The organism is Fontibacter flavus (assembly GCF_042432905.1).
GTDB classification, from domain to species: Bacteria; Bacteroidota; Bacteroidia; order Cytophagales; family Cyclobacteriaceae; genus Fontibacter; species Fontibacter flavus.
Map to the genome: position 1 here is coordinate 103,352 of NZ_JBHLWI010000006.1, position 14,689 is coordinate 118,040.

General features: G+C 38.7%; 15 protein-coding genes. 1 reads left to right on the plus strand and 14 read right to left on the minus strand.

The window, feature by feature from the left end:
* Nucleotides 1–13 precede the first annotated feature (13 nt).
* Nucleotides 14–1,327: a dihydrolipoamide acetyltransferase family protein gene (locus ACFFIP_RS03170; RefSeq protein ID WP_382386113.1), complete on the plus strand. Its 1,314-nt coding sequence runs from the start codon at nt 14–16 to the stop codon at nt 1,325–1,327.
* Between the two features lie 29 nt (nt 1,328–1,356).
* Here ACFFIP_RS03170 and ACFFIP_RS03175 read toward each other — a convergent pair whose 3' ends face one another.
* From ACFFIP_RS03175 to trpC, 14 genes are all read right to left on the minus strand, one after another.
* A complete protein-coding gene (locus tag ACFFIP_RS03175) occupies nt 1,357–4,257 on the minus strand; it encodes a response regulator (protein ID WP_382386114.1) in 2,901 nt (966 codons plus the stop codon).
* Nucleotides 4,257–5,267: a Cache sensor protein gene (locus ACFFIP_RS03180; protein WP_382386115.1), complete on the minus strand. Its 1,011-nt coding sequence runs from the start codon at nt 5,265–5,267 to the stop codon at nt 4,257–4,259. Before ACFFIP_RS03180 ends, ACFFIP_RS03175 begins: the two co-directional genes overlap by 1 nt.
* Nucleotides 5,268–5,293: 26 nt before the next feature.
* Nucleotides 5,294–5,533: a hypothetical protein gene (locus ACFFIP_RS03185; RefSeq protein ID WP_382386116.1), complete on the minus strand. Its 240-nt coding sequence runs from the start codon at nt 5,531–5,533 to the stop codon at nt 5,294–5,296.
* A complete protein-coding gene (locus ACFFIP_RS03190) occupies nt 5,533–5,946 on the minus strand; it encodes an OsmC family protein (RefSeq protein ID WP_382386117.1) in 414 nt (137 codons plus the stop codon). The genes ACFFIP_RS03185 and ACFFIP_RS03190 overlap by 1 nt, the downstream gene beginning before the upstream one ends.
* Before the next feature lie 10 nt (nt 5,947–5,956).
* On the minus strand, nt 5,957–6,568 hold the full coding sequence (gene hisIE, locus ACFFIP_RS03195; protein WP_382386118.1) for a bifunctional phosphoribosyl-AMP cyclohydrolase/phosphoribosyl-ATP diphosphatase HisIE: 612 nt from the start codon (nt 6,566–6,568) through the stop codon (nt 5,957–5,959).
* Nucleotides 6,569–6,616: 48 nt separating this feature from the next.
* Nucleotides 6,617–7,375 carry an imidazole glycerol phosphate synthase subunit HisF gene (gene hisF, locus ACFFIP_RS03200; protein WP_382386119.1) on the minus strand — a complete coding sequence of 253 codons (759 nt, stop codon included), beginning with the start codon at nt 7,373–7,375 and terminating at the stop codon, nt 6,617–6,619.
* Nucleotides 7,376–7,454: 79 nt separating this feature from the next.
* Nucleotides 7,455–8,174 (minus strand): 1-(5-phosphoribosyl)-5-[(5-phosphoribosylamino)methylideneamino]imidazole-4-carboxamide isomerase, encoded by a 720-nt coding sequence (gene hisA, locus ACFFIP_RS03205; RefSeq protein WP_382386120.1) that lies wholly within the window; start codon nt 8,172–8,174, stop codon nt 7,455–7,457.
* 99 nt (nt 8,175–8,273) lie between these two features.
* On the minus strand, nt 8,274–8,867 hold the full coding sequence (gene hisH, locus ACFFIP_RS03210) for an imidazole glycerol phosphate synthase subunit HisH (protein WP_382386121.1): 594 nt from the start codon (nt 8,865–8,867) through the stop codon (nt 8,274–8,276).
* 211 nt (nt 8,868–9,078) lie between these two features.
* A complete protein-coding gene (locus tag ACFFIP_RS03215) occupies nt 9,079–9,858 on the minus strand; it encodes a phenylalanine 4-monooxygenase (RefSeq protein WP_382386122.1) in 780 nt (259 codons plus the stop codon).
* 176 nt (nt 9,859–10,034) lie between these two features.
* Entirely contained in the window at nt 10,035–11,054 is a 1,020-nt protein-coding gene (aroF, locus tag ACFFIP_RS03220) for a 3-deoxy-7-phosphoheptulonate synthase (protein ID WP_382386123.1), read from the minus strand.
* A 4-nt stretch (nt 11,055–11,058) separates the two neighbouring features.
* Nucleotides 11,059–11,832: a tryptophan synthase subunit alpha gene (gene trpA, locus ACFFIP_RS03225; RefSeq protein WP_382386124.1), complete on the minus strand. Its 774-nt coding sequence runs from the start codon at nt 11,830–11,832 to the stop codon at nt 11,059–11,061.
* Nucleotides 11,833–11,940: 108 nt separating this feature from the next.
* On the minus strand, nt 11,941–13,119 hold the full coding sequence (gene trpB, locus ACFFIP_RS03230; protein ID WP_382386161.1) for a tryptophan synthase subunit beta: 1,179 nt from the start codon (nt 13,117–13,119) through the stop codon (nt 11,941–11,943).
* Nucleotides 13,120–13,232: 113 nt separating this feature from the next.
* Entirely contained in the window at nt 13,233–13,865 is a 633-nt protein-coding gene (locus ACFFIP_RS03235; RefSeq protein WP_382386125.1) for a phosphoribosylanthranilate isomerase, read from the minus strand.
* On the minus strand, nt 13,865–14,686 hold the full coding sequence (gene trpC, locus ACFFIP_RS03240; RefSeq protein WP_382386126.1) for an indole-3-glycerol phosphate synthase TrpC: 822 nt from the start codon (nt 14,684–14,686) through the stop codon (nt 13,865–13,867). The genes ACFFIP_RS03235 and trpC overlap by 1 nt, the downstream gene beginning before the upstream one ends.
* Nucleotides 14,687–14,689 lie beyond the last annotated feature (3 nt).

A 14,689-nucleotide genomic window follows, 5' to 3' on the forward strand; every position in this document is an offset into this window, starting at 1 on the left:
TAAATATATCTGTATGGCGACTGTAGAAATGCTAATGCCCAAAATGGGAGAAAGTATCATAGAAGGAACAATTCTCACTTGGCTAAAAAAGGAAGGTGAAACCATAGAGCAGGATGAATCTGTATTGGAAGTAGCGACTGACAAAGTGGATACAGAAGTACCTGCTACCCATGGTGGTGTGTTGAAAAAAATTCTTGCCAAAGAAGGAGAAGTAGTGGCTGTTGGAGCTCCAATCGCAATAATTGAAACTGAAGGTGAAGAAACTGTAGCTTCCACACCTAGTGTATCCGCCCCTGAATCAGCAAAAGAGGAATTGATAGCTGCTTCACCTGCACAGACTCAAACCATATTAGCTAGCGCCAGTGCTCCTTCTACAGATGAGGTAGATGACAGATTTTACTCTCCCCTTGTATTGAGCATAGCCAAAGAAGAAAATATCAGTAAAGGCGAATTGGCGAAAATCCCAGGTACGGGAAAAGATGGACGTGTAACGAAGCAGGACATGTTACAATATGTAAAAGCCCGTGTAAATGCACCTGCTCAGGTGGCAGAAACCAAAGTGGCAGGTACGTCGGTGGCTCCTGCACCTGCACCAAGAGTAGAAATGAGCATATCTGCCCAAGATGAAATCATCGAAATGGACAGAATGCGAAAAATGATATCTCAAAGAATGGTGGATTCCAAGAGGATATCCCCACATGTCACTTCTTTCGTAGAAGCAGATGTAACCAACATCGTTCTTTGGAGAAACAAAGTAAAAGACAACTTTAAGAAAAAAGAGGGCGAATCACTGACCTTCACTCCTTTCTTTATTCAGGCAGTAGCTAAGGCTATCAAAGATTTTCCAATGATCAATATATCAGTTGATGGTGATAAAATCATCAAGAGAAAAGACATCAATGTGGGTGTAGCCGTGGCATTGCCATCAGGAAACCTTATTGTGCCTGTCATCAAAAATGCTGACCAATACAACCTTACAGGATTATCCAAAAAGATCAATGATCTCGCCAACAGGGCAAGAAACAACAAACTATCTCCTGATGAACTTGGCGGCGGAACCTATACAGTATCCAATGTAGGCTCATTTGGAAACGTGATGGGAACTCCGATCATTATGCAGCCACAAGTTGCAATCTTAGCGGTTGGAGCAATTCAGAAGAAGCCTGCAGTTATAGAAACACCAACAGGAGATGTGATAGCCATACGTCACAAAATGTTCTTATCCCACTCCTATGACCACAGAGTCGTAGATGGTTCCTTGGGGGGGATGTTTGTGAGAAGAGTTGCAGATTATCTTGAAGCATTCGATCTGAATTCAGATATCTGAAATAAAAAATAAGGAAAACAAAAAAGAGGTCAGTTGACCTCTTTTTTGTTTTCAAGTTCTTTAAATCTTTCCATAATCACCTTTGCAATTTCCCTGATGCTGACAGGCTTGCTCAGGTAATCATTCATTCCAGATTTAAGGGCTTCATCCACATCTTCTTTATAGGCATTGGCAGATAGCCCAACAATTTTTAGATGCTTTCCTTTTTCGAGCAATCTGATATTTCTAGTGGCATCTAGGCCATTCATTTTGGGCATTTGAATATCCATAAGAACAAGATCAAAATCCTTATTTTGTACCAAATCAATAGCTTCAAAGCCATTTCTTGCAATCTCAACCTTATATCCCAATTGTTCCATCATCATCAACATAAAGGTCAAATTGGTATCATTATCTTCCACTAATAAAATGTTCAAAGGGGATTTTCTAACTAATTGATCAAACTCAATGTCATCATCTTCTTCTTGATACAAACCATTCCCAGTAAGTTTCTCTGATTTTTCAATAGCCGTTCCAAAAACACTAAAGCTAAACTCTGAACCATGGCCTAGCTCGCTATTGATTTCAAGCTCCCCGCCCATCAACTCAATAAGCTTTTTGGAAATGGCCAAACCTAAGCCTGTACCTTCAAACTCTCTCGTATTGCTACCATCTAGCTGTACAAAAGGTTGGGTCAAACTTTCAATTTTATCAGCAGGAATCCCAGGACCACTATCATTTACAGTAAAGTAGACAATGATACTTTCTTCAATGATACTTTCTACATTGATGGATATATGCACATTCCCTCCAATGGGCGTAAACTTCAGGGCATTCCCAATTATATTTAATAAAACCTGAGCTACTTTTTCTTTATCAAACTGAACGAACTCTGGTACGAACTCACCAAATGCATATGAAAAATGAATATTCTTTTTCTGGACGATACCTTCAAATATTTTGAAAATCCTTTCCATTTCTTTCTTAAAATGAAATACGCTAAGGTTCAAATCCATCATTCCTGATTCTATTTTTGAATAGTCTAGAATATCATTGATAATGCTAATGAGCGACTTTCCAGAATCCTTGATTACACGTAAATATTCCTGCTGTTTATTATCAAGCTTAGTCCTCTCCAGCAATTCCACTATTCCCAACAAACCGTTCATCGGAGTTCTGATCTCATGACTCATGTTAGCGAGAAATTCTGATTTCGCTCTATTGGCTTGCTCTGCGGCTTCTTTTGCTTCCTGCAAACCTTTAGACCAGAGTTTTTGCGCAGTGATATCCCTTGCAATAGACACAACCTTTTCTTCATCTAACTTAAATACCCTCGCCTCAAAAATCTTCTTTCCTACCACTAATGGTAATTCAAATTCTATCTGTTGAATATCTCCAGAGGCTTTAGCCTTTTCGAAAGCATTTGATAAATCTGTCTTTAAAGGTTCAGGGAGGAAATCACGGAAGTTAATGCCTATGGTTTTGTCAGGTGGAGCCAAAAGTAGTGATCTATCCTGAACATAATAATCCCTGAACACTCCTTCATTGTCATATATAAAAATCAGATCGGGCAAACTATTCAATACGGCTCTTAACCTATTTTCTGATTTGATAAGCTCTTGTTCTGATTCATATTTATCCTGTACATCAGTACAAATCCCCACATTTCCTGTGAAGCGACCCTTTTCATCGTAAAGTAATTTTTCAAAAATTTTGACCCTGATCCATGCACCGTCAGCTTTCATCATGTCAAATTCATTAGCAATACTGTCTTTTCTGATATCAATAGATTGATCAATTATCTTTTTAAGTTCTGCAGTTTGATCTTCCTTCATAAGAGATCTAAAATTATGGATGAAATATTCCTGTGAAAATCCCAACACATCTCTCACCTCTTCACTTACTGCTGTCATTTTCCCATTAGCTTCCTGAAAATAAATAAACCCTTTTGTTTCCTGCAGGAGAAGGGTTTGTCTACGAAACAATTCTCTGATTTCTTCAGCATTCTTTTCCAATGTAAAATTGGTAATCTGAATATTCCTGATGGATTTGTAAAGAATCACCAAGACAATTGCTAGTATAAGCAAAAGACCTAAAAGAAAAGAAATATAAGTACCATAAACATCTATCCCTACCTTAGAAATATCCTGAACAAATACCACTGCGAACATTTGATCTAGTGGACTTAAATGAAATGGATAATAATGAGCAGTTACCTTGTTCCTTTCAGTATCCTCCGGCCAATTAAAGTAACCGTCTCCTGCTCCTTTAAGGCCAGCAGCAATATCATCAGAAAGCAGCTTCATTAAATCTTCTTCCAACAAGATAATGGGCTCATTTTTATCCAAATTGACAGCCTGAAGATGACTATTGATCCAAATAAATTTTTGACTAGTTGGCCCGAGATAAAAATTACTGAGTTGGTCATTGAAAAACCTGTTCAGATTAAGTTTCACCAATATGCCTACTCCTCTACTTGCATTTCGAAGAGAAATGTCCTGTTCTGACTCAAATTGAAATTCGTCCAGGCTTTTATGGAATTGCTTTGAAAAATTGTTTCTGGAATCAAAATGAAAGGAAACAATATGGTTCGGAAAAATAACCACCACCGTATCTAATAAATCCCTATGGTTATTGAAAATCCTTCTAGCCCTTCTTTCAAAAGCCAATTGTTCATTGGTCGTAGAATCGTATGTCCATGCTTCAAGGTTATTGACAAAAAACAACATATCATCATACATGGACGAAAAAGTATTTTGAATATCCTTACCCGCTAACTCAACTTGCTTATCAAAAACCAGCTTCCTGGATTCAACTTGGTTATCTGTTAAAGCATTGAAAAAATAGACCGCCAGAGAAGAAATTAAAATAATAACAGTGATACCAAAAATGATCAACCATCGGTATCCAAACTTTAATTTACTTTTTTCGAAGTTTTTCCCTTTTCCCATCAGAACATAAGATCAAGCACATACCAATCAAGCTTCTCCATTCTTCTTGCACAAATTTTCAAGCCTACTTCCCCTTCTTTTAAAAAATATTCTTTTTCAGAAGAGAGGATTATTTTAGAAGCCATCTTTCTCACTTCGCTGCTTTTACTTCTAAAAAGGTTAAAATCTTCCATTCTGAAACTATCCGAAGTGATAGTTTGGGTATAAGCATGGTTTTTCAAAGGCGGAAAGGACAGTGCTTCAATTCCTCTTGTTTTACCGGCAACTAAGGTCCCTGTTTCATCCACAATAATGAAATACCTATCAAATCTATCAAGATAGGTTTCTATTATATCATTTAATGTGACATCAAATGCCAACACCATTTTCAACTCACCATCTACATAAACCGGATTTAGTAACGAAATCATCCAACCTCTCCCCACAGGATCAATATAGATTTCGTCCACCCATACAGGTTTTTTATCAGGGTTATTGAGGGAATCTGCATAGTAATAAAAATTAAAAGAAGTAAGGTCAAGATCGGGCTCTAGCATCGTGCGGGCATCATAGGGTGGAAAAAGCCGGTTAACCTGCTTATCACTATTAAAGTATACCTGACTAACCACATCATGCTTTTTGATGATATTTTTGAAAACCTCATCTAATGAATTGGTAAGATAAACCAAATCCATAGCCTCTTGCCATTCTTTTGGGTCTTGTATCAATTCAGAAATATAAATTGTGCTGAGGTTTGGGTCTTCATTGGGGACATTATTGGCCAGACCTTTTTCAAAGCTATATTTTGACCTATCTGCATTTAAAAGAATCTCATCCTTATTAGCGTACAGGTATTGGACCGTATCCCCTAATTTGATGATCTCTTCCTCAAGAGCTTGAAGATCATATTCCATCAAAGCAATAAAGGAATTGAGTTCAAGTTCAATTTCAGCCGCACTCTTGGTTTCAGACTGACTGCAACCAAAAAGCTGCAAAAAACAAATTATTGCAAAAACATGACGAAACAGCATCTTTAGATTTAGGTTATTCCCTAAATCTAAAGATTTTGAAGCTGTTTTTGAAAGCTTTCGCCCATTTCTTTGAATCTAAATATTACTGATTGAAAGAATTCACCATTACAAAAACCATCAAGATCATTTTCATCCAAAATATCCATTTCTGGAATTTTAAATGTTTGCTCCATTGGACCATATTCAAACTTGATCAGGTATTTGTTGTTCCAACTGAAAATGGAAATCCTGATATCCTCCTTGACAAACTCTTTGACTACGCGCATTAAGGTTTTCTAACTTCGGAAGTATAGGTTATTTCTGACTTAAGTGAAGATGCGACAGAGCAGTATTTATCAACAGAAAGTGCTACCACTTTTGCGAATTCTTCCTCCTTGGCATCTGGGGAAACCAATACAAATTTCAATTCTATATGGGTATAGTAAGAAGGTACACCATCATTTCTGGTCCCTTCAATTTCAATAAAAAAGTCATCGATGGTCTTACGCTTCTTCTTCATCATGAGAACAGCATCGATGGCCGAACAGCCTCCCAAAGCAGAAAGTAACAAGTCCATCGGAGATTGCGCCTTTTTGTTCGGCGCATCATACATATCGATATCTACTTTGTTGCCCTGTAAATTAGTGGCTTCATATTCATAATCCGCTTTCATGCGGACAGTAACATTTCTCTTACTCATAATTAATAGACTATTGTTTTTTGGAATGTCTCTCAATCAACACTTCCACTACCTCATCAAGTTCAATTTCTTTTGCTTCCAAAAGTACTAAGTAGTGAAAAAGCAAATCTGCAGCTTCACCTAAAAAGAGCTCCTTATTATTATCTTTTGCCTCTATAACTATCTCAACAGCCTCTTCTCCAACCTTTTGAGCGACTTTGTTGATCCCCTTATCAAAAAGAGACGCTGTATAAGATTTATCAGTTGGATTGTTTTTCCTGTCTTTGATAATTTGACGTAGTTTATCTATAAAAAGGGTTTTACTGGTATTTTTTTCATCAAAACATGTATCATTACCGGTATGACAGACAGGGCCAACAGGCTTAGCCTTTACCAAAAGGGTATCATTATCACAATCAACTGTGATTGAATCCAAGTGAAGGAAGTGGCCAGAAGTTTCTCCTTTTGTCCAAATCCGGTTTTTGGTTCTGCTGAAAAAGGTAACCAATTTGGTCTCTAACGTTTTATCCAATGCTTCCTGATTCATATAACCCAACATCAGGACCAGGTTACTTTCTACATCCTGAACTATAGCGGGAATAAGTCCATTTACTTTATCAAAATCCAGGTTCAAATCATTCATTTCTCTATTCTTTACATTCAAAAAGATTTAATTCAGAAAATAGTTCCTCTAATACTTTCTTATCGGTATCCCTTCCATTTCCAAATAACGCTTCAGATCTGGAATAGGAATTTCCTTAAAATGGAAAATACTGGCAGCCAAAGCTGCATCTGCCTTACCCATAGTGAAGACATCTTTGAAATGCTCCATGTTACCGGCTCCTCCTGAGGCAATCACAGGAATAGATAACATAGATGAAATTTCAGCTGTGATTTCATTGGCAAAACCTGCCTTTGTGCCATCGTGGTCCATTGAGGTGAGGAGAATCTCGCCAGCCCCCCTATCGCAAACCTCTTTTGCCCATTCCTGAGTGATGAGATTTGTCGGCTTTCTTCCCCCATGGGTATGCACAAAGTCAGTCCCGTCAATATTCTTGGTATCTATGGCTACCACTACACATTGCGAACCAAACTCCAGAGCCATCTCATTAATGATATCAGGGTTTTTTACTGCAGCAGAGTTGATCGAAATTTTATCTGCTCCAGCATTCAGCAAGACTTTCACGTCTTCCACAGTGGATATACCCCCACCCACTGTAAATGGAATATTGATTGCTTTCGCTACTTTGGTAACCAGTTCGGCAAGGGTTTTTCTTTTATCCACTGTCGCGGTAATATCCAGAAAAACCAATTCATCTGCCCCTTCATCCGAATAGATTTTGGCAAGCTCAACAGGATCTCCTGCATCTCTCAGTTCCACAAAGTTCACTCCCTTTACTGTCCTTCCATCTTTGATATCCAGACAGGGTATAATTCTTTTCGTTAACATCTTTAAATGTACAATGATCTGCGTTAAGCCAACTGTCATAATATTGGCCCACATGCATGACTGGGGTCAATTGAATTTTTTATTTACTGAAGGATGCAAGTTGAGCCAAAGTGATCCTGCCTTCATAATATGCCTTGCCGACAATGGCTCCGTAAACACCTAGTTTTTGAAGGGCTTCTAAGTCTTCTATTCTAGAAACACCTCCACTGGCAATCAGCTTGATTCCTGGAATTTCGGCTAAAATATCTGTATACAGTTCCAATGAAGGTCCCTGAAGTAAGCCATCCTTAGCTACATCAGTGCATATTACATAGGAAATACCTTTTTTCTGAAAAACTTTGATAAAGTCAATCAAATCAACAGAAGTGGTTTCTTCCCAACCTGAAATAGCGATTTTCCGATCTTTAGCATCAGCACCCAATATAATTTTTTCTCCGCCAAATTTTTGAATCCATGATTCAAACAAAACTGGCTTTTTCACTGCTATGCTACCCCCTGTAACCTGAAATGCTCCCAATGCAAAAGCCAAAGTGATATCCTCATCGGACTGCACCCCTCCCCCAAAATCGACTTGAAGAGAAGTTCCCTCCACAACTGATTTTAGTACTTCTTTATTGACAATCTTCTTTTCTTTGGCCCCATCCAAATCTACCAGGTGAAGCCTTTTGATACCGGCATCCTCAAAACGTTTGGCCATTTCTAAAGGACTGTCATGGTACTCTTTTTTCTGCCCATAATCACCCTGAGTCAAACGGACACACTTTCCTCCGATGATGTCTATAGCTGGAATAATTTGCATAATTGGTTTTTAATGATTGGAAACATGGTTCTCATAAATGAAATCCACTCTTATTAAGCATGATTTTGGCGGTCTTTTTTTAAGAAAACCAATGAGAGATTAAAGATCTAGAAAATTCCTCAGGATCCTCTCTCCTACAAGTCCACTTTTCTCCGGGTGAGCCTGCATGGTGTAGAAATTATCCTTGTGCATCAAAGCCGCAAAATCAAGCACATAATTGGTCTTGGCTATGGTATAGTCACTCACTTCACAGTAATAGCTGTGCACATAATACACGAAAGATTCGTCATTCAACCCCTCTAAAAGTGGTGACTTTAACTCAAATATATTATTCCAACCGACATGAGGTACTTTGAACAATTCCTTGTTTTCCGGAACAAATCTTTTGACCTTAACTGGAAATACTCCTAAGCAGGGCGTATCATTTTCTTCCGAATACTCACACAGCAATTGTTGGCCAAGGCAAACACCAAAAAACGGCTGTTTAAGTTCCGGTATTAATTTATCCAATCCCCTTTCTTTCAGGTACCTCATTGCTGTGCTTGCTTCTCCCTGACCGGGGAAGATGACTTTATCTGATTTGGAAATTACTTCCTGATCATCTGTCAATTCCGCAGCAACGCCCAATCGTTCCAATGCGTATAGTACAGACTGAACATTACCTGCATTGTATTTGATGACTGCTACTTTCATTTTTTTGTTTGATCAAAGAGAAGGCAAAAGCCTCTCTATATTTTGATAAAAAAACGTTTGTAACCTTTCAGCCACAAACGCTCCTTTTTTTGGCTTTTAACAAAAGACATAACCCCATGATTATTTGAAGAAATGTCAATTTAATTTTGACAGTCATCTTGCTCAAAAGAATTTTAATAGACTGTCTTACTATTTATTAATTGAATCCTAATTATTTAACTTGTTCAGCTATCATCTCCTCTAAGACTGATTCGATTTCAGGCAGTGAATTGTAAAGTTGCTCATAACTTTCTATGATGAAATATTTGTCCTGGAATTTATCTTTCCAATATGGCGTATTCATAATCCTCCTGACATCATATTCGTAATGAGCCGGCTCATCAGAAAGGCTATACTTGGTCTCTCCTGCTGAACTCAAAATGCCTGCTCCATAGATTCTCAGCTCTCCATTTTCCCTGATCAAACCAAACTCAATGGTGAACCAGTAAATTCTGGAAAGCAGTTCTATGGCCCATTTATCATCAATATGTTTCAAGGCAATTCCACTCAATTTTTCAAGGAAATCAACATAAGGCTGATTGGTCAACATCGGCATATGCGCAAATGCATCATGAAACATATCAGGCTCTTCTAAATAATCTAGCTGCTCCATTTTCCTCAACCAGGTGGATGAACAAAAACGCTTGTTGTTCATCAGACCAAAGAACAGGTCATCATCAATGAGCCCGGGAACTACCTGAATAGCCCAGCCTGTACTTTTAGCCAATCTTTTATTGACATCCTCAAAATCCGCAATTTTATCTGCTGTAAAATTGATCTCCTCTATCCCTTCTAAATATGCCTTGGAAGCGGCTTTGGGAAGATTAACGATCTGTCTTTCAAAGAGTATTTTCCAAACGTTAAAGTCCTCTTCAGTATAAGCAGCATAATCTTGCTTCATTTCTTTTAATCTCGGGTCAGAAAAGACCCAGTCTTTGGGTTTATTCGTCATTGTTTATTTGGGTTTAAAATCTTGAGCCCGTCCACTTTTCTTTAAAATCGAGTCCAGCTATATTATGTACTCAAATTATAAGACAATTGTTTCCTTTCAAGAAAGGGACAGGCTACTTTACTCTCAAAATTAATGATTTTCTGCTTTTTCTATAATTGAATTCTTTTAAAGGAATTTTAAAGCAATTCAAATGATTTTCTGAGAGCGAAAGATTTCCTGATCCAATCGACTAAGAGCGAACTTTGGGCAAAATCCAAGGTCTGTTGTCCATCAGAATACGCTTTTTCAGGAATTTCATGGGTTTCATAAATTATCCCATCTGCACCTGCCATCACCCCGGCCAAGGCCATCTGAGGCACAAATTCCCTGATACCAATACCATGTGAAGGGTCTACTATTACCGGTAAGTGGGACTTGGACTTCAAAATCGGTACGGCATTGAGGTCCAAAGTATTCCTACTTGCCCTTTCATAGGTTCTGATTCCTCTTTCACATAATATTAATTTTTCGTTTCCACCCGAAAACACATACTCCGCAGACTGTAAAAGTTCCTCAATAGTCCCAGAAATCCCTCTTTTGATCATTACAGCTTTGTCCACTTTACCCAATTCATCCAAAAGGTTGAAGTTTTGGGTATTTCTGGCACCTACCTGATAAATATCGGTGTATGGATACATTTCTTCAATCTGAGAAACCTGCATAACTTCAGTCACAATTTTGATCCCTTCTTCTTTAGCAAGTTGATACCATAATTTCAAACCTTCCAAACCTAAGCCTCTGAAAGCATATGGGCTGGAACGAGGTTTAAAAACACCCCCGCGCATCATTCTGACCCCGTTCTCCTTCAAATGTCCGATCACCTTTCTGATCTGTTCTTCCGATTCAATGGAACAAGGGCCCGCTATAATGGCCATATCCCCATCTTTGATGCATACACCATCCCCAAGGTCAATGGAGGTGGGTTTTACTTTCCACTTTTTGGACACAAGTTTGTATTCATCCGAAACAATATGAATATCCTGAATACCTTCCTTTTGACCGATTTTACGGATATCAAAATCCTTTTTGCCTATACCGACCAAATAATCTCCAAGTTGTGTTTTAACTTCTGTGATCTTATAACCGATTTGTTTAACCTCTGCAATCAGGGACTCCTTTTGCCTGTCACTTATATCTTCTTTTAATTGGATGATCATAATTTTATTGGATTACGGACTGTATGTATTGTTTGATATCAGACCTCAGGTCCTTACTGTTTTGTATTACTTTAATAAAAGCACTTCCTATTATGGCACCATTGCTGTATTGGGATGCCTTGGAAAAAGTTTCGGCATCAGAAATCCCGAAACCTATCAGAGTTGGGTTCTTCAAGCCCATTTCTTTGACCCGCTCAAAATAAGCGATTTGTTCTTCAGAAATATTTGATTTCGCTCCTGTGATGCTATGGGAAGAAACCATGTATATAAACCCATCCGAATGCTGATCAATTTCCCTTATCCTTTTTTCACTTGTCTGTGGCGAGATCAAAAAGGTATTCCTCAAACCATATTGATCAAACAGTTCCTTGAATTCATCCAAATATTGCTGCATGGGAAGATCAGGCAAGATCAATCCATCTATGCCAATTTCCTGGCATTTCTTACAAAATGCCTCCATTCCATATTGAATAATTGGATTGAGGTAACCCATCAATACCACCGGTAAACTTACAGATGCTCTCATGTCTTGCAGCTGTTCAAAGAGCTTCTTGAGACTCATCCCATTATTCAATGCTACCATATTACTGTCCTGAATAGTAGGTCCATCAGCAATAGGGTCTGAATAAGGCACGCCCACTTCAATAATATCTGCACCAGCTTCCTCTATGGCTTTCATCACAGGGACTGTATCTTCCAAATGAGGAAATCCCGCTGTAAAATATATGGAAAGCACCCTTTCTTTTTTATTCTGAAATAGTTGATCTATCCTGTTCATCTAAATTGTCTTTTTGTCCAAAACCCAAATTTTCATTCAGAAATCTTAGTTCTTGTATCTTATATCTAATGTCTTACGTCTAGTATCCTGCCTCTCAGGTCTCGCCTCTCAATACCCTCCCCATTTGATATAAGTATCCAAATCCTTATCCCCTCTGCCAGAAACATTAATGACAATCACATCATCCTTTTTATATTCAATCATATTCAGTGCATGGATGGCATGAGCTGTTTCTATGGCAGGTATAATCCCTTCCAATCTGCTCAATTGTATACCGGCTTTCATGGCATCTTCATCCTCAACAGCCACAAATTCACCCCTACCTATATCGAACAAATGTGCATGAACAGGTCCTATTCCTGGATAGTCCAAGCCCGCTGAAATGGAATGAGGTTCTACCACCTGACCATCTTCCGTTTGCATCAATAAAGTTTTACTACCATGTAAGATCCCTGGAGTGCCCAGGACGGTCGTCGCTGCTGATTTACCGGAGCTTATACCGAGACCTGCTGCCTCTGCCGCTACTAACCTGACTCTTTCATCATCATAATAATGAAAAAACGCCCCAGCAGCATTACTTCCTCCACCTACACATGCAATGACGATGTCAGGATTTTCCCTGCCTTCTTTTTCTTTTAACTGCCACTTAATCTCTTCAGAGATGACAGACTGAAATCTGGCTACCATCTCAGGATAAGGATGAGGTCCTACCACCGAGCCAATAATATAATGCGTATCCACAGGATTATTGATCCACTGCCTCATGGCTTCATTGGTGGCATCTTTCAGCGTCTGACTTCCTGAAGTGGCCGGCACAACTTTTGCGCCAAGGATCTTCATTCTTTCCACATTGGGACGTTGCCTTTGGATATCCAATGCCCCCATGTAAACTGTACATTCCATCCCCATCAATGCACAGACAGTAGCAGTAGCTACTCCATGCTGTCCTGCTCCGGTTTCAGCGATGATACGTTTTTTACCAAGTTTCTTGGCCATGATGATCTGCCCAATGGTATTGTTGATCTTATGGGCTCCTGTATGACAGAGATCTTCCCTCTTCAGGTATATCTTGGCACCATAACTTTCAGAAAGTCGGGATGCAAAATACAAAGGAGTTGGCCTCCCCACATAATCTTTGAGCAAGGACCGGAATTCTTTCTGGAATTCTTCTGTGGCCATGATCTTTTCATAATTTTCCCTTAGTTCCTCAATATTGGGATGAAGCATCTCTGGAATGTAGGCGCCTCCAAATTTTCCGTAAAAACCTTTTTCGTCAACTTTAATCATATTGGTATCTGACACGAGTTCAGGCTTGCACAATGCATACAGGCCTTCACTCTATTTTACATTTTTCTTCTAATATTACTTTTGATCTCAAACCATCTTTCCATCAGTCCGATTCAGGAAACTGCTTCAAGTGCCGTTTTAAATCTTTTAATAGACTTTATATCCTTAAAAGCTGCCTCTAGCTCAAACTTTGAATTGATATCTACTCCATCCATTTGAGGTAATTTTTGGTGAATATCCCTAATAGCCTCTATATGCTCCAAACTTATTCCACCACTCAAGAGAAAAGGGGTCTCAAATGGATAATCCAGCAATAAGTCCCAATTGAAAGCCCTGCCACTTCCCCCATAAGCCTTGGTGAAAGTATCAAATAGAAAATAATCCACATGGGGAAGATAAGGTTCAAGTGATGACCATTGAATCTCTTCCTGGACAGCATATACTTTAAATATCTCTCTTCCGGTATTTTCTTTGATTTCCTTGACTTCATCCACACTTTCATTGCCATGAAGCTGCAGTGTACTTAGACCAAAATCCTCGATTTTTTTCAGAATATTGGTCAAACTGCTATTTACAAAGACACCTACTTTCTTGACAGGTATTTCTTTCATAAATGAGGCATAATCATCAGAAACAAACCTAGATGAAGTGGGATGAAAAATCAGCCCCATCCAATCCGGACTTACCTGATTGAGAAGTTCCCGTACATTGTCGGGATCACGCATGCCACAGACTTTTAATTTCATTACCCTGTACTGATTTCTGATTGATCAGCTATTAACTTTCTGTAAGCATTCATGAAATTAAGAGCAGCCTGATAAGGTCTACTGGATTTCATAAAGTTCTCCCCAATCAAGAAGCCATCAAATCCTGCCTGCTTCAAATTCACCAATGTTTCCGGTTCCGAAATACCGCTCTCAGATATTTTCGTAAATCCAGCCGGGATCTGATCCACTAAACTATAGGATGTTTCTAAGGAAACTTCAAATGTTTTCAGACTTCTGTTATTGACACCTACCAAATCCAAATGTTCATTCAGAGAAGATGCCAATTCTTCCTGATCATGCACCTCCATTAATACCTCCAAACCCAAACTATGCGCAAAGGCTGCCAGTTCTTTCAACTTTTGGGGAGAAAGGGCTGCTGCTATCAAAAGGATACAATCTGCCCCTATTGACTTTGCTTCAATGATCTGATATTCATCTATGATGAATTCTTTCCTTAGAATGGGACAAAAATTGAATTTGCGTGCCAAGGTCAAATCTTCATTCTTTCCTCCAAAAAACTCTTTGTCTGTCAAGATAGACAAGGCGGAAGCTCCTGCCTGCATGTACCCAATCGTTACTGCTTCTACTGAGGCATTGATGTTGATATCTCCTTTTGAGGGAGATTTCCTCTTAAACTCGGCAATGATGCCTGTCTTGTCTTCTCTTTCAACATACTTCTTCATGGATACCACCTTCGAATCAAAGTAGATACTTTTCTCAAGAAGCTTGACCGGGACTAAACTGCTTTTTTCAGCAACTTCAATCTTTTTGTGTGCAATTATTTTGTCTAAAATATTCATAGT

What these genes read in the sequence shown, in the direction of transcription:
- ACFFIP_RS03170 (WP_382386113.1), top strand. Translation starts at nt 14, where the DNA reads ATGGCGACTGTAGAAATGCTAATGCCCAAAATGGGAGAAAGTATCATA.
- ACFFIP_RS03175 (WP_382386114.1), bottom strand. Translation starts at nt 4,257, where the DNA reads ATGGGAAAAGGGAAAAACTTCGAAAAAAGTAAATTAAAGTTTGGATAC.
- ACFFIP_RS03180 (WP_382386115.1), bottom strand. Translation starts at nt 5,267, where the DNA reads ATGCTGTTTCGTCATGTTTTTGCAATAATTTGTTTTTTGCAGCTTTTT.
- ACFFIP_RS03185 (WP_382386116.1), bottom strand. Translation starts at nt 5,533, where the DNA reads ATGCGCGTAGTCAAAGAGTTTGTCAAGGAGGATATCAGGATTTCCATT.
- ACFFIP_RS03190 (WP_382386117.1), bottom strand. Translation starts at nt 5,946, where the DNA reads ATGAGTAAGAGAAATGTTACTGTCCGCATGAAAGCGGATTATGAATAT.
- hisIE (WP_382386118.1), bottom strand. Translation starts at nt 6,568, where the DNA reads ATGAATGATTTGAACCTGGATTTTGATAAAGTAAATGGACTTATTCCC.
- hisF (WP_382386119.1), bottom strand. Translation starts at nt 7,375, where the DNA reads ATGTTAACGAAAAGAATTATACCCTGTCTGGATATCAAAGATGGAAGG.
- hisA (WP_382386120.1), bottom strand. Translation starts at nt 8,174, where the DNA reads ATGCAAATTATTCCAGCTATAGACATCATCGGAGGAAAGTGTGTCCGT.
- hisH (WP_382386121.1), bottom strand. Translation starts at nt 8,867, where the DNA reads ATGAAAGTAGCAGTCATCAAATACAATGCAGGTAATGTTCAGTCTGTA.
- ACFFIP_RS03215 (WP_382386122.1), bottom strand. Translation starts at nt 9,858, where the DNA reads ATGACGAATAAACCCAAAGACTGGGTCTTTTCTGACCCGAGATTAAAA.
- aroF (WP_382386123.1), bottom strand. Translation starts at nt 11,054, where the DNA reads ATGATCATCCAATTAAAAGAAGATATAAGTGACAGGCAAAAGGAGTCC.
- trpA (WP_382386124.1), bottom strand. Translation starts at nt 11,832, where the DNA reads ATGAACAGGATAGATCAACTATTTCAGAATAAAAAAGAAAGGGTGCTT.
- trpB (WP_382386161.1), bottom strand. Translation starts at nt 13,119, where the DNA reads ATGATTAAAGTTGACGAAAAAGGTTTTTACGGAAAATTTGGAGGCGCC.
- ACFFIP_RS03235 (WP_382386125.1), bottom strand. Translation starts at nt 13,865, where the DNA reads ATGAAATTAAAAGTCTGTGGCATGCGTGATCCCGACAATGTACGGGAA.
- trpC (WP_382386126.1), bottom strand. Translation starts at nt 14,686, where the DNA reads ATGAATATTTTAGACAAAATAATTGCACACAAAAAGATTGAAGTTGCT.